Origin of the sequence: Paracoccus sp. MA (genome assembly GCF_020990385.1) — a bacterium.
In the GTDB taxonomy this organism is placed as follows: Bacteria; Pseudomonadota; Alphaproteobacteria; order Rhodobacterales; family Rhodobacteraceae; genus Paracoccus.
Genome location: NZ_CP087598.1, coordinates 1,411,578 through 1,425,649, shown reverse-complemented (window position 1 = coordinate 1,425,649; position 14,072 = coordinate 1,411,578). Strand labels below are relative to the sequence as shown.

Genomic DNA, 14,072 nt, shown 5'->3' with positions numbered 1-14,072 from the left:
CGACGTCGCGCGGAACCGCCGCGTCCCGGCCTTCGTTTTCAGGGCGAACCTGACGAAGGAGAGTTTCATGGCCGTAAATGTCAAAGGGCTCAGCGACAATGCCCGCAAGACCGCGATCGCCGAGCTGAATGCCCGGCTGGCCGACGCCCTAGCGCTGTCGGCGGCGATCAAGCAGGCGCATTGGAACGTCAAGGGCCGCAACTTCATCGCGGTGCACGAGCTGTTCGACACGGTCAAGGCGCGGCTGGACGAGCATGTGGACATGATGGCCGAGCGCGTGCAGGTGCTGGACGGGGTGGCCGTCGGCACGGTCGAGAAGGTGGCCAAGGCCAGCACGCTGAAGGAATATCCGACCGACCTGACCAAGGCCGAGGACCATATCAAGGCGGTTTGCGAGCGGATGCGCGATTACGGTGAGAAGGTGCGCGCCGCCATCGACGCCACCGATGAGGCGGGCGATGCCGATACCGCCGACCTGTTCACCGCCGCCTCGCGCACCGCCGACAAGGATCTGTGGTTCCTGGAAAGCCATCTGGAGTGAGGGGCCTGCCAGAGTGACGAACCGGGGCCTTGGCCCCGGTCTTGCTTTCTGCGCCGCTTACTTCGGCATCGGTGCGGTGATGCCCTCGACATAGAAATTCATCGAGGACAGGTCCTGGTCGCTGGCCACTTGCCCCTCGGCCAGCCAGTCGCTGCCATCCTGCTTCTTCAGCGGCCCGGTGAAGGGGTGGTATTCGCCCGAGGCGATCCTGTCCTTCAGCGCCAGCGCCTCCTCCTTAACCTCGGGCGGCACGGCCTCGGTGATCTCGCCGATCTCGACCTCGCCGTCGCCGATGCCCAGCCAGACCGAATGCGAGGTCCAACTGCCGTCCAGCACGTCGCCCACGCGCTTGACGTAGTAGGGCGCCCAGTTGTCGATGATCGACGAGACCCGCGGCGTGGGCTTGAAGGCCGCCATGTCGCTGGCCTGGCCGAAGCCGATGGCGCCGGCCTCCTGGGCCTTGGCCAGCGGCGCGGTCGAGTCGGTGTGCTGCAGGATCACGTCCACGCCCTCGGCGATCAGCGCGGCGGCGGCGTCGGCCTCTTTCGCGGGGTCGAACCAGCTATAGGCCCAGACCACCTTCATCTCGACATCCGGGTTCACCTTCTTGGCGTGGATATACGAGCTGTTGATGCCCTGGACCACCTCGGGAATCGGGAAAGAGCCGATATAGCCGATCTTGTTCGATTTGGTCATGCGCCCGGCGATGGTGCCCATGACGGCGCGGCCCTCGTAGAAGCGGGCGTCGTAGGTGGCGACGTTCTCGGCGGTCTTGTAGCCGGTGGCGTGCTCGAACTTCACGTCCGGGAACTTCTTGGCGACGTTGATCGTCGCGTCCATGAAGCCGAAGCTGGTGGTGAAGATCAGCTTGTGGCCGGAAAGCGCCAGCTGGGTGATGGCGCGTTCGGCATCGGCGCCCTCGGGCACGGATTCGATATAGGTGGTCTCGACGCGGTCGCCATATTCCTTTTCGACCGCCTGGCGGGCCAGGTCGTGCTGATAGGTCCAGCCGCCGTCGCCCACCGGCCCGACATAGATGAAGCCCACCTTGAGCTTTTCATCCTGCGCAAAGGCGGGCAGGGCCGAAGCGGCCACAAGGGCGGCGGCGCTGCCGAGAAGGGTTCTGCGGTTCATCATGGTCTCCTGTTGGTTGCGCTAGCGCAGCGCGTGGAAGGGCCTGCCCAGCGATCCGGGGGCAGCAGCCCCGCCCGAGCGGCCGAATTTCTGCCGGGCCGAGATCAGCACCAGCACGGCGATGGTGGCCAGATAGGGCGCCATGCTGAGCAGCTGCACCGGCACCGCGACCCCCGCCGCCTGCAGGCGCAGCTGCAGCACGGTGACGCCGCCGAAGAGCCAGGCGCCGGCCAGCACGCCCCAGGGGTTCCATTGCGCAAAGACCACGATGGCCAGCGCGATCCAGCCGGCGCCGGCGGTCATGCCCTCGGTCCATTGGAGCACCGTGGCGATCGAGATATAGGCGCCGCCCATCCCGGCCAGCGCGCCGCCGAAGCCGATGGCGGCCATGCGCAGAGCGCGCACCGGATAGCCGAGGGCATGGGCGGCGTCGTGGTTCTCGCCCACCGCGCGCAGGATGAGGCCGGGGCGCGAGCGCATCAGGAACCACCAGACCGCGGGCACAAGGGCGAGGCCCAGCCAGATCATCAGGTTCAGCCGCAACGGCCCGGCCAGCATCGGCGGTGCCTTGACGCCTTCGTAAGGCTTGCCGAACATCGCGGTCAGGCCCAGGCCGAACAGCGTCAGCGCAAGGCCCGTGGCGACCTGGTTCGACAGCAGGAATTGGGTCAGCACCGCGAAGATCATCGACAGCGCCGCCCCGGCGACGGCGGCGGCGACGAAACCCAGCGCCGGGCTGCCGCTGGCATGGGCTGCGGCAAAGCCCGCCAGCGCGCCGCCGATCATCATGCCCTCGACGCCCAGGTTCAGCACGCCGGCGCGTTCGACGACCAACTCGCCCAGGGCCGCGAACAGGATCGGCGTGGCGGCGCCCAGCAGCAGGATGAAGACGGAAAGCGGGTCGATCATCATGCGCGCCTCCGGATGCGATAGCGGGTCAGGATGTCGAAGCCGAGCAGGAAGAACAGCAGCATTCCCTGGAAAACCTGCACCGTCGCGGCGGGCAGGTTCAGCATCATCTGCGCCAGTTCCCCGCCGATATAGGTCAGCGCCATGAGCAGCCCGGCCAGCAGGATGCCCAAGGGATGCAGCCGGCCCAGAAAGGCTACGATGATCGCGGTGAAGCCGTAGCCCGAGCCGAAGCTTTCGGTGATCTGCCCGGCCGGCCCCGCGACCTCGAAAAGCCCTGCCAGCCCCGCCAGCGCGCCCGAGACGCCCAGGCACAGCGCCACCAGCCGCTCGGGGCGCACGCCGGCGAAGCGCGCGGCGCGGGGCGCGGCCCCGGCGGTGCGGATGTGGAAACCGAGCACGTGGCGCGACATGACGAACCAGGTCGCCGCCAAGGCCAGCACCGCCGCCACCCCGCCCCAATGCAGGCCGGAGCCCGCGATCAGCTCGGGATTCGCGGCGGGTTCGTATTGCTGCAGGTTGCGCGAGCCGGGAAAGTTGAAGCCCTCGGGGTTCTTCATCGGCCCGAAGGCCATCCAGGCGGCGACCTTCTGCGCCACATAGACCAGCATCAGCGAGACGAGGATCTCGGACGCGCCGAACCAGTTCCTCAGCAGCGCCGGGACCATGCCCCAGGCCCAGCCGCCCGCCGCGCCGGCCAGGATCATCGCCGGGAAGATCCAGAACGCATCCAGCGGATAGGCGGCCAGCGCCACCGCGGCGCCGCAGATCGCGCCGATGATGTATTGCCCCTCGGCGCCGATGTTCCATATCCCGGCGCGGAACCCCAGCGCCAGGCCGCAGGCGATCAGGATCAGCGGCCCGGCCTTGACCAGAAGCTGCGGCCGCGAATAGCTGGCGGCGGGACCGAAGAGCGGGTCCCAGAAGATGGTGCGGATCGCGGCCAGCGGGTCGAAGCCCATGGCGGCGAACAGCGCGCCGCCGACGATCATGGTGGCCAGGACGGCAAGCACCGGGGTCGCGACCTGCCAGAGCAGCGGGGCGCTGGCGCGCGGTTCAAGCCGGAACATGCGCCACCTCCATGCCATGGGCGCCGCCCAGCATCAGCCCGATCTCCTCGACCGTCAGCCCTTCGGTGGGCCGGGGGGCGGACAGCCTGCCCTGGTTCAGGGCGCAGAAGCGGTCCGACAGCTCCAAGAGCTCGTCGAGGTCCTGGCTGATGACGATCAGCCCGGCGCCCTGCGCGGCCAGGTCCAGCAGCGCCTGGCGGATGGCGGCGGCGGCGCCGGCATCGACGCCCCAGGTCGGCTGGTTGACGACCAGCACGCGGGGCCGGCCCAGCACCTCGCGGCCGATGACGAATTTCTGCAGGTTGCCACCCGACAGCGCGCCCGCCGCCGTGCCGGGGCCGGGGGTGCGCACATCGAAGGCGCGGATCACCTGTTGCGCGAAAGCCGTGGCCGCCTTGCGGTCGATCAGGCCGCGCCGGATCAGGTTCTGCCGCGCCCCGGCGGTCAGCAGCGAGTTCTCCGCCAGGCTGAATTCGGGCACGGCGGCATGGCCCAGCCGGTCCTCGGGCGCGGCGAGCAGCCCGGCGCGGCGCCGCGCCTCGGGGCCGGCGGCTGAGAGGTCGCGCCCCTCCAGCACCACGGTGCCGGGGGTGGTCGCGGTCTCGCCCGACAGGGCCGAAAGCAGTTCCTCCTGCCCGTTGCCGGCGACGCCGCCGATGCCCAGGATCTCGCCCGCGCGCAGGCTCAGCGCGATCTCCTTCAGTGCCACGCCCTCGCCGCCCGGGGTGGACAGGCCCCGCACTTCCAGCACGGAGGCGCCGGGCTTGCGGCCGGAACGGTCCACCAGCCGCATCTCGGCCCCGACCATCATCGCCGCCAGTTCGCGGGCGGAATGGGCGCGCGGATCGACCGTGCCGACCAGCCTGCCCTGGCGCAGGATGGTGGCGCGGTCGCAATGGCTGCGGATTTCCTCCAGCTTGTGGCTGATATACAGGATCGCCGTCCCCGCCTCGGCCAGTTGGCGCAGGGTGGCGAACAGGATCTCGGCCTCCTGCGGGGTCAGGACCGAGGTCGGCTCGTCCATGATCAGCAGCCGCGGGCCTTGCAACAGGCAGCGCAGGATCTCGACCCGCTGCCGCTCGCCCGCCGACAGGCTGGCGATGCGGCGGGCGGGGTTCAGTGGCAAGCCGTAGCCCTGCGACAGCTCGGCGATGCGGCGCGCGAGTTCGGGGCGCGGCGGCGGGTTCTCCATCCCCAGCGCGATGTTTTCCGCGACCGTCATCGCATCGAACAGGCTGAAATGCTGGAACACCATGGCGACGCCGGCGGCGCGGGCGGCGCGCGGGTCGTGCGGCGCGTAGGGCGTGCCCAGCAGCGCCATCCGTCCCTCGTCCGGCCGCACCAGGCCGTAGATCATCTTGACCAGCGTGGACTTGCCGGCGCCGTTCTCGCCCAGCAGGGCATGGATCTCGCCCCCCGCGACCGCGAAGGACACGTCGTCATTGGCGCGCACGCCGGGATAGCTCTTGCCCAGGCCCTCGGCCCGGAAAACATCGGTCACTGTCGCGCGCCTCGCTGTCTTTTGCGCAAAGATTAGCGGTTTTCCGCCGAGGGGCAATTGCACAATCCGTCAGGTCGGACCTAGATTGCGCCATGCCGGAAAATTCACCCCGATTCATCCACCTGCGCACCCATTCCGAACATTCGCTGCTGGAAGGCGCGGTGCCGGTCAAGAAGCTTGCCGATCTTGCGGCGCAGAACGGCATGCCCGCCGTGGCGCTGACCGATACCAATGCGCTGTTTGCGGCGCTGGAATTCTCGGTTAAGGCGCAGGATGCCGGCGTGCAGCCGATCATCGGCTGCCAGGTGACGCTGCAGGCCGAAGTGACCGGCCCCGTCGTGCTGCTGGCGCAGAACGAGGCCGGCTGGCTGAACCTGATGGAGCTGTCGACCTGCCTTTACCTGCGCGACGACAATGCGCTGCCGCATGTGACGCTGGCCGAACTGGAAGCCCATGCCGAGGGGCTGATCTGCCTGACCGGCGGCGCCGGCGGGCCGCTGGGCCAGCTGGTGCTGCAGGGTCGCGTGCCCGAGGCCCGCGCCCTGGCCGAGCGGCTGGCGGCCGCCTTCCCGACCCGGCTTTATGTCGAGCTGCAGCGCCACCACGATGCCGAGGGCCAGCCGGTCCCCGAGGAGGCGGGCTCGGAAGGCGGCATGATCGACCTCGCCTATGCGCTCGACCTGCCGCTTGTCGCCACCAACGACGTGTATTTCCCGAAAGCCGAGCTTTTCGACGCCCATGACGCGCTGATCTGCATCTCGGACCGCGCCTATGTCGACCAGACCGCGCCGCGCCGCCGGCTGACCCCGCAGCATTACTTCAAGACCGCCGCCGAGATGGCGACGCTGTTCGCCGACCTGCCCGAGGCGATCCAGAACACCGTCGAGATCGCCCGCCGCTGCGCCTTCGCCGTCAAGAAGCACAAGCCGATCCTGCCGCGCTTCGCCGATGACGAGGTCGAGGAGCTGCGCCGCCAGGCCTGGGACGGCCTGCGCGCCCGTCTGGCGGTGATCCCGCATTCCGCCACGGTCGAGGAATACGAGGAACGCCTGCGCTTCGAGCTGGGCATCATCGAGCAGATGGGCTTTCCCGGCTATTTCCTGATCGTTGCCGACTTCATCAAATGGGCCAAGGAACACGGCATCCCTGTGGGCCCCGGCCGCGGCTCGGGCGCGGGGTCTCTGGTCGCCTATGCGCTGACGATTACCGACCTTGATCCAATCCGTTACAGCCTGCTCTTCGAGCGGTTCCTGAACCCCGAGCGGGTGTCGATGCCCGACTTCGACATCGACTTCTGCATGGATCGCCGCGAGGAGGTGATCCAATACGTGCAGGAGAAATACGGCCGCGACAAGGTCGGCCAGATCATCACCTTCGGCGCGCTTCTCTCCAAGGCGGCGGTGCGCGACGTCGGTCGCGTGCTGCAACTGCCCTTCGGCCAGGTGGACCGGCTGTCCAAGATGATCCCGGTCGAGGGCGTGAAGCCCGTCAGCGTCACCAAGGCGCTGGCCGACGAGCCGCGCCTGCGCGAGGCCGCCAAGGAAGAGGTCGTCGCCCGCCTGCTGGACTATGCCGCCAAGATCGAGGGACTGCTGAGGAACGCCTCGACCCATGCCGCGGGCGTGGTGATCGGCGACCGGCCGCTGCACCGGCTGGTGCCGCTTTATCGCGACCCGGCCTCGGACATGCCGGCGACGCAGTTCAACATGAAATGGGTCGAGCAGGCCGGGCTGGTCAAGTTCGACTTCCTCGGCCTCAAGACCCTGACGGTGATCCAGAACGCGGTGGACCTGATCAATGCCGGCGGGCGGCCGCTGCATGTCGCGGCCGACGGCCCGGGTGCTCTACGAGCCCGCCAAGGGGGCCGAGAACCAGATCAACGCCATCCCGCTGGACGACAAGCCCAGCTATGACCTCTTTGCCAGCGCCCGCACCGTGGCGGTGTTCCAGGTCGAAAGCTCGGGCATGATGGACGCGCTGCGGCGCATGAAGCCGACCTGCATCGAGGATATCGTGGCGCTGGTCGCCCTCTACCGCCCCGGCCCGATGGAGAACATCCCGACCTATTGCGAGGTCAAGAACGGCCTGCGACCCCTTGAATCCATTCATCCTTCCATCGATCATATCCTGGCCGAGACCCAGGGCATCATCGTCTATCAGGAACAGGTGATGCAGATCGCCCAGGTCATGGCCGGCTACAGCCTCGGCGGCGCTGACCTGTTGCGCCGCGCCATGGGCAAGAAGATCGCCGAGGAGATGGCCAAGGAGCGGCCCAAATTCGTCGATGGTTGCGCGGCACAGGGAATCGACAAGAAGAAGGCCGGAGAGGTCTTTGACCTGCTTGAGAAATTCGCCAATTACGGCTTCAACAAGTCCCACGCCGCCGCCTATGCCGTGGTCAGCTACCAGACCGCCTGGCTGAAGGCCAACCACCCGGTGGAGTTCATGGCCGCGGTGATGAACTGCGATATCCACCTGACCGACAAGCTCGCTGTCTACAAGCGCGAGGCCGACCGGATGGGGGATCGAGACCATGCCGCCCTGCGTGAACCGTTCGGAGGCCATGTTCAGCGTCCGGGACGGCAAGATCCTCTATGCGCTCGGGGCGCTGAAGGGCGTCGGCGTCGAGGCGATGAACCTGATCGTGCAGGCGCGCGGCGACCGGCCCTTTGCCGACCTGCACGACTTCGCCCGCCGGGTGGACATGCGCCGGGTCGGCAAGCGGCCGCTGGAGATGCTGGCCCGCGCCGGCGCCTTCGACGCGCTGGAGCCGAACCGGGCGCGGGTGCTGAAATCGCTGGACGGGCTGGTCGCCTGGTCGGCGGCGGTGTCAGGAGGCGGCGCCTCCAGCCAGTCCTCGCTGTTCGGCGGGGGCGAGGATCTGCCGCGCCGCGCCCGGTCGCCGCACCGGTCTGGATGCCGGCCGAGAAGCTGGCCGAGGAACAGTGCGGCGGTGGGCTTCTATCTGTCCGGCCATCCGCTGGACGACTATCAGCCGGCGCTGCGCCGCAAGGGGGTGCAGACGCTGGCCGAGGTGACGCAGGCGGAGGCCGACGGGGGCGCTGGTGGCGCAGCCTGGCCGGCACCGTCGCGCATCGGCAGGAAAAGAAATCCGCGCGCGGCACCCGCTTCGCCTTTGTCGGCCTGTCCGATCCGACCGGGCTTTACGAGGTCACGGTGTTTTCCGACACGCTCGACGCGCGCATCGCCAAGCATCTGGAGCCGGGCGAGAACGTCGTCCTGCAGGTGCAGGTCGAGCCGTCGGGGGATCAGGTCAAGCTGCTGGCGCGCTCGGTCACGCCGCTGGATCAGGCGGTGGCGGATGCCGGGGCGAACCGCCTGGCGGTCGAGATCGCCGGGCTGGATGCCGTGCCCGGCATCGCCGAGGCGCTGGCCCGCATTCAGGCCGAGCTCAACGCGCCCGCCCGCGCCCGTGGTCCCATCGCGCTGCGGCTGAAGGATGGCGGCGATCTGGTCGATATCGAGATCGCCGAGGACGCGCCCCTGACCACCCCCGCCCGCCAGGCGCTGCGCGTGCTGCCGGGGGTGCTGGAGGTGGTCGAGGAGTAACGCTGGCGCTTCCGGGCAATGCGGCGGCGATGGTCAAGCGCCTGCCTGCGGCGCGGGCGCGCGCCCCCGGCATGGCCCGTTCCTGATCCGCCGGCGGCAAAAACCCCCGGGCGGCGGCGATGGACCGTTGATCACGGCCGCGTTATGGCGAATCCTAAGGAACCTCATGGATTGCGGGCTGTCGTTGGGCTGGGGCGACTCGCGGCAAGGGATTCGGATGCAGCTGGACGCCGTCTTGCAGGTTCTCGATGCGTTGCGCCTGCGCAAGGCGCGGGCGCTGTTGTATTTCCTGCTGGCCGACCGGGCCCCGGTGCATCGCACGGAAAAGGTCACCGACCTGTTCTGGCAGAATTCGGACGAACACAAGGCCTCGGCCTCGTATCGGCAGGCGGTCAAGCATATCCGCCGCGCCATGGCGGGCACCCCCGGCTGGGCGCTGGAGACCAATGCCGGCGAGATCGCGTTGCGGCTGCCGGATGGATTCGTGCTGCAGCAGGAACTGGCCACGCGGCTGGCCGGGCCGGGCTGGGACCCCGAAGAGGCGGGTCGCCTGCGCCTGCTGATCGACCAGACCGTGCAGCTTGAAGGGATCAGCGCCTCGTTCGACAGCTGGCTCGCGATCACCCGCGCCAGCCTGCTGGCCGGGCTGCGGCAGGTGCTGGACCGCCGGCTGGCCGGGCTGGCCGGTTCCGACCCCGACACCCAGCGCGCGCTGGCCGAGTTCGCCATCGCGCTGGAGCCTTCGAACGAGAATGCCACGCGGCTCCTGATGCGGCTCGACTGGCAGGCGGGCCGGCCGACCCGCGCCATCGAGCGCTACAACACGCTTTACGCCCATCTCGACGAGCTTTTCGACCAGGAACCCGAGGCCGAGACCGTCGAGCTGCTGGCGGCGATCAAGCTGGACCCCGGCGGCGGCGGGCGCCACGGCCCGCAGCGCGACCGGCTGCCCCAGGTCAGCCTGTCGGTCTCGCTCCGGCGCGCCGGGGCGACGGGCACGAGCTGGAAAGCCTGACCAACGTGCTTTTCGCCGACCTGCGCATGCGCATGGGCCGATTCCGCGAATGGTGGATCGTCGAGGAGGGCACGCCCGAGCCGCAGGCGCGCATCACGCTGAAGCCGTTCTATCTGCAGGGCGGCTTGCGGCTGTTCGCCGAGGTGCAGCGCGGCACCGGCGGTCATCTGGTCTGGTCGGAATGGATCGAGGAGCCGCAGACCGATTGGGAAGCCAAGGTCCGCCTGCTGCTGTCCAACATCGCCAATGCGCTTTCCGTGGTGGTCTCGGACCGCTCGCTGTCGGATTCCGGCTCGGGCATCTATGACGACTGGCTTCGGGCGCAGGCGCTCCTGGACAGCTGGTCGCCCGAAACCGAGGCCGAGGCGCTGGCCATCCTGCGCGAGATCGCCGCGCGATCGCCGCCCTTCGGCCCCGCCCATGCCGAGCTGGCGGGCGCGCTGAACGTGCGCCATGTGCTTCTGCCCGGCACCTACCAGACCGAGGAGCTCAAGCGCGACGCCATGCATCACGCCATCGTCGCGGTGACTGCGGACCCGCTGGACACCCGCGCGCATCGCGTGCTGGCCTGGTGCTTCTGCCATCTGGGCTATTTCGACCTGGCCGAGTTCCATTTCGACCAGGCGGGTCTTGAACCGCAACAACCCGCTGACCCTGGCCTCCTGCGCGCTCGGCTTCGCCTTTTCGGGCGATCTGCGAAAGGCCGCCGGGCTGGTCGCCGAGACCAAGCGCCATGCCGCGGTGATGGAGCCGTTTCACCAGATCTATCTGGCGGCGGCGGATTACCTCTGCGGCGATTTCGCGGCGGCGGCGCGGCAATGCGAAAGCGGCGCCGGGCTGATGCCGACGGTGGGCGGCTGGCACAGCGCCGCCCTGTGGCGGCTGGGCGAGGCCGAGGCGGCGGCGCGCCGGCTCGACGCCTATCTGGCCGAGCTGCGCGGACAATGGCGCGGCCCGCCGGCGCCGACGGATGCGCAGCTGCTGGACTGGTTCCTGTCGGTCTTTCCGCTGCGCGACGAAGCCTGGCGGCAGGAGCTGCGCGAGACGCTGGAACAGGCCGCCGCGGCCCGCAGCCGCTTCCATGTCTAGCGGCACATGTTGGTGGCGTAGATCCCGACCGAGCGGTGGAAGGCGCGCAGCGGGCTCGACATGATCTCGTTCTTGACGTCCTTGGCCGGGCGGCCGTTGCCGTCCTTGAACCGGCTGCGCTCGCGGATCGCCTCTTCCATATGCGCCTCCAGCGCGGCCTGCAGCGCGGGGGTCCAGCCCGGCGCGGCCTTGCCGGCGAATTCGCGCACCATTTCGAGGATCTCGGTCTGCATGCCGGCCAGCATCAGCGCCCGGTCCAGCTCGTAGGACAGGGGCGGGCGAAAGCCCTCGGCCTCGCCCTGGGCGCGCAGCATGGCATCGGCGATGCCCAGCGTCTCGTCCGAGGGCACCACCAGGATGCGGGTGTTGCGGTCCGGCTTCTTGCTGCCGCGGCGGCGGCTTTCGAACTCGATGCGGACGGTGGTGCTGTTCAGGATCGCCTCGCGTTCGGCGTCGCTGAGTGCCGCGCCGCCGTCATGCACCGAGAAATCCTGCACCACACAGCGCGCAGCGCGCGCTTGACGCGTTCCTCCAGCGCGTCGAGCTCGGCCTTGGGCACGCCGGCCTTGCCGCGCTGCGACAGCTCGACCATCAGCCGGCCGATATATTCGACGTTCAGCGGCTCGCCGTCGCTGCCCTTGCGGGGGCTGATGCTGCCGTCCTTGTGCAGCCAGGCTTCGGGCTGGTCCACCTCGGCCCCGACGATGATGTATTTGCGTTTCGTCCCGGTCATGGTCTTGTCTCCGTCATTCTCTGGCGAGGGCGATCAGTTCCAGCATGGTCGCGGGCCTTGGCAGCCCGGCCGCCGCCTCGTCCTCGCCGGCCAGCACCACCCGGCGGATCGAGCCCAGCACCGAGCCGCGCAGCAGCGCGCTGCCCAAGGGACCGAAGCCGCCCCGCTGGCCGTGCAGCTGCGCCTCGACCATCAGGAACTGGTAGAGCGGGCCCCATTCCAGCATCTCGGCGTCGATGCGGATCGGCGCCTCGGGATGGGCGGCGGCGAAATCCGCGGCCAGGCGGGCGGGGGCGATGCGGGCGGGCCAGTCGCCGGGCAGGGCTGCGACGGCGGCGCGAAGCGCCTTGTTGCCCGGCCGCAGCGGCAGGGCGATGGCGGCCGAGGCATTGTCCATCGCGATGACCGCCGCCGCCGTCACCGGGGCGCGCAATTCCGGCGCCACGCTGGCCGAGATGCCGGTCAGCGGCGCGCCTGGGCTTGCGCCGAAGAACAGCGGCCAGTCGATGCGCCAGTCGGTCTCGGCCTCGCTGGGGGCATAGCCGCGCTTGAGCAGCGTGCCCAGATTGTGCAATCCCGAGCGGCCCAGATGATAGGCCGCCAGCGGCAGGGCGTGGAAGGCCCGGCACAGCCCGTGCAGCAGCGTGGTTTCGTCCAGCGCCCAGCAGCCGGGCAGGGCGTCGCCGTCCAGCCCGGCGATCTCGGGATGCAGGAAACGCGGCAGCAGGTCGCCGGTCAGGATGGCGTGCCAGCATCGCACGGCGTGGACGCGGGACAGCGCATAGGCGCGGAACGGCTCCTCTCCCCTTGCCATCAGCCTGCGGGCCAGCCGGTTGTGGAACTGCATCCAGGCCACGGTCAGCTCGTGCAGCATCAGCGAGTCGCGGTTGCGCTCGTCATAAAGCGCGCGGATCGGCCGCGGGTCGGGGTCCGAGATGGCGCCGGCCGCCCGCGCATAAAGCCGCGCCAGCCTTGCGCCCGGGGTCAGGCGGAACAGGCAGGTCTCGGGATCATAGACATGGGTCAGCATGGCCGGGCCGGGGCCGTAGACGGTTTCCAGCGTCAGCGGATTGTCGATCAGGTTGTAGCGCCGCACGGGCTTGGCGTCCCCGTCGCCGCCGCTGCGGGCATAGGGCACGCTGTCGGCCGGCACGCTGCTGCCCATGTCATGGCCCATGAGCTGGGCCAGATAGGTATAGCCCGAGGGAATATGCGCCGTCCGTTCGAGGCAGGCGATGCGCCAGTCCGGGGTGGTGCGCATCAGGATCTCGGGCAGGCGCTGGCCGATCCCGGCGCGGTCGTCCGGCGCGGAAAGGGGCGAGGCCAGCGCCCCCATGTCGCGCAGCGCCCCGCGCATCGGCGCGCATCCCGTGGGACAGGCGCCCGGTCGGGGTTCCTCTCGTGGCGCCGTCATGGCCAGGCCGTCATCACGCATGTGGTCCTCACAAATAGGGCAGGCCGGTCTCTTCGGTGAAAGGCGGAGGGGGGGCGTCGGGCCGGCAGACCCAGACGCTGAGCGGCCCCTCGGGCACCGAGATCTCGCGGCAGGCGGGCGGGGTGTCGAAGCAGCCCGCGGCATCCGGGTCGCCGGGCGGGGCGGGGTGGATGGCGGCGGCTTCGGGAAACAGCAGGGCGGCGCGGCGGGCATAGCCGCGGATGCGGTTGCGCACCGGCTGCAGCGCGTCCGCGCCGCCCAGAGAGCGGGCGGCCAGCAACTCCATCAGGTTCAGCTCCATCAGCAGAAGCTCGCGCAGGGCCTTGTCCGCCGCCAGTGCCGGGTCGCGATGCACGCCATAGCCCAGCACCGGGTCCTGACCCTCCAGGCTCATGCTGCGGCAGATCATGGCGCAGGGGCCGCGCGGGGTCTGGATCTGCCACCAGTCGGTGCGCCGCCGCAGCGCCGCGCCGCCCCGGGCCCGGTCCAGCCGCCCGGCCAGCCCGGCCAGCCGGATCCAGTCCGCGGCCACCGGCAGGGCGGGGCGCCGGCCCAGCCACCAATCCGCGACCGCCCGCCGCTCGCAGGCTTCGTCCATGGCGGCCAGGCGTGCCTGCCCGGCATCGGGATGCGCGGCCAGCCCGTCGCGCCAGGGCTCGAAACCGCCGCCGCCCGCCCGGAAGGCGGCCAGCGCCAGGATCTCGGCCGTCTCGCCGATGCAGCGGTCGAAGGCCTCGTCGCGGCTCTGGCCGGCGCCGCTGGCGGTGCGGCCGTCGGCGGTCAGCGCCTGCAGGATGACAAGCCCCGGCGCGAAGAAGCTTTCGCGCCAGTCGTGCCGTTGCCAGCTTGCGGTCAGGTCATGGGCGCTTCGGCCGGGTTTCTCCATCGGCGCAGGGGTCCTTGGCAGCAGGTTTCCCTGTTCCTAGCGCAAGCCTGTGATCGCGGCGTGAATTTTCCCCGCCCGCCCGCGTTCCCGACCCCGGTCATGCGGCTTCGTCCGACGCCGGGGGACGGTCGGGCGGCGCGCGGCTGGCCCGATCCGTCACGCGCGACTGACACAGCCAAGCCCGGACGT

General features: G+C 69.7%; 11 protein-coding genes and 1 pseudogene. 4 read left to right on the top strand and 8 right to left on the bottom strand.

Annotation, left to right across the window (positions count from 1 at the left end):
* Positions 1-67: 67 nt before the first annotated feature.
* A complete protein-coding gene (gene dps, locus LOS78_RS14145; protein WP_024844371.1) occupies positions 68-541 on the top strand; it encodes a DNA starvation/stationary phase protection protein Dps in 474 nt (157 codons plus the stop codon).
* Between the two features lie 57 nt (positions 542-598).
* Here the strand turns inward: dps and LOS78_RS14140 are convergent, their stop codons facing one another.
* From LOS78_RS14140 to LOS78_RS14125, 4 genes are read right to left on the bottom strand one after another with little or no spacing between them, the layout of a single operon-like run.
* Entirely contained in the window at positions 599-1,675 is a 1,077-nt protein-coding gene (locus LOS78_RS14140; protein ID WP_230377202.1) for a BMP family ABC transporter substrate-binding protein, read from the bottom strand.
* Positions 1,676-1,696: 21 nt separating this feature from the next.
* On the bottom strand, positions 1,697-2,587 hold the full coding sequence (locus LOS78_RS14135; protein WP_028712433.1) for an ABC transporter permease: 891 nt from the start codon (positions 2,585-2,587) through the stop codon (positions 1,697-1,699).
* A complete protein-coding gene (locus LOS78_RS14130; RefSeq protein WP_230377201.1) occupies positions 2,584-3,654 on the bottom strand; it encodes an ABC transporter permease in 1,071 nt (356 codons plus the stop codon). The genes LOS78_RS14135 and LOS78_RS14130 overlap by 4 nt, the downstream gene beginning before the upstream one ends.
* Complete coding sequence (locus LOS78_RS14125; protein ID WP_230377200.1) at positions 3,641-5,155, bottom strand: ABC transporter ATP-binding protein; 1,515 nt, start codon at positions 5,153-5,155, stop codon at positions 3,641-3,643. The genes LOS78_RS14130 and LOS78_RS14125 overlap by 14 nt, the downstream gene beginning before the upstream one ends.
* Before the next feature lie 92 nt (positions 5,156-5,247).
* On the opposite strand from LOS78_RS14125, the pseudogene dnaE reads away from it, so the two are divergent.
* The 3 genes and pseudogenes from dnaE (at position 5,248) to LOS78_RS14110 (ending at position 10,829) form a co-directional block, all read left to right on the top strand.
* Positions 5,248-8,725 (top strand): annotated as a pseudogene (gene dnaE / locus LOS78_RS14120) (DNA polymerase III subunit alpha).
* Positions 8,726-8,942: 217 nt separating this feature from the next.
* The gene (locus tag LOS78_RS14115; RefSeq protein WP_230377199.1) at positions 8,943-9,740 is read left to right on the top strand and encodes a BTAD domain-containing putative transcriptional regulator; all 798 of its coding nucleotides are present in this window, start codon (positions 8,943-8,945) and stop codon (positions 9,738-9,740) included.
* 630 nt (positions 9,741-10,370) lie between these two features.
* Entirely contained in the window at positions 10,371-10,829 is a 459-nt protein-coding gene (locus LOS78_RS14110) for a hypothetical protein (protein ID WP_230377198.1), read from the top strand.
* On the opposite strand, the gene LOS78_RS14105 is transcribed toward LOS78_RS14110, so the two are convergent.
* The 4 genes from LOS78_RS14105 to LOS78_RS14090 form a co-directional block, all read right to left on the bottom strand.
* Entirely contained in the window at positions 10,826-11,311 is a 486-nt protein-coding gene (locus tag LOS78_RS14105) for a hypothetical protein (RefSeq protein ID WP_230377197.1), read from the bottom strand. The two genes, LOS78_RS14110 and LOS78_RS14105, sit on opposite strands and share 4 nt — an antisense overlap.
* The gene (locus tag LOS78_RS14100) at positions 11,260-11,562 is read right to left on the bottom strand and encodes a hypothetical protein (protein ID WP_230377195.1); all 303 of its coding nucleotides are present in this window, start codon (positions 11,560-11,562) and stop codon (positions 11,260-11,262) included. The genes LOS78_RS14105 and LOS78_RS14100 overlap by 52 nt, the downstream gene beginning before the upstream one ends.
* Positions 11,563-11,575: 13 nt before the next feature.
* On the bottom strand, positions 11,576-12,919 hold the full coding sequence (locus tag LOS78_RS14095; protein ID WP_230377194.1) for a hypothetical protein: 1,344 nt from the start codon (positions 12,917-12,919) through the stop codon (positions 11,576-11,578).
* Between the two features lie 85 nt (positions 12,920-13,004).
* A complete protein-coding gene (locus tag LOS78_RS14090; RefSeq protein ID WP_028712440.1) occupies positions 13,005-13,883 on the bottom strand; it encodes a YcaO-like family protein in 879 nt (292 codons plus the stop codon).
* Positions 13,884-14,072 lie beyond the last annotated feature (189 nt).

Bases quoted from the DNA above. Each gene is read 5' to 3' on its own strand.
- dps (WP_024844371.1), top strand. From the start codon at position 68: ATGGCCGTAAATGTCAAAGGGCTCAGCGACAATGCCCGCAAGACCGCG.
- LOS78_RS14140 (WP_230377202.1), bottom strand. From the start codon at position 1,675: ATGAACCGCAGAACCCTTCTCGGCAGCGCCGCCGCCCTTGTGGCCGCT.
- LOS78_RS14135 (WP_028712433.1), bottom strand. From the start codon at position 2,587: ATGATGATCGACCCGCTTTCCGTCTTCATCCTGCTGCTGGGCGCCGCC.
- LOS78_RS14130 (WP_230377201.1), bottom strand. From the start codon at position 3,654: ATGTTCCGGCTTGAACCGCGCGCCAGCGCCCCGCTGCTCTGGCAGGTC.
- LOS78_RS14115 (WP_230377199.1), top strand. From the start codon at position 8,943: ATGCAGCTGGACGCCGTCTTGCAGGTTCTCGATGCGTTGCGCCTGCGC.
- LOS78_RS14100 (WP_230377195.1), bottom strand. From the start codon at position 11,562: ATGACCGGGACGAAACGCAAATACATCATCGTCGGGGCCGAGGTGGAC.
- LOS78_RS14095 (WP_230377194.1), bottom strand. From the start codon at position 12,919: ATGCGCGGGGCGCTGCGCGACATGGGGGCGCTGGCCTCGCCCCTTTCC.
- LOS78_RS14090 (WP_028712440.1), bottom strand. From the start codon at position 13,883: ATGGAGAAACCCGGCCGAAGCGCCCATGACCTGACCGCAAGCTGGCAA.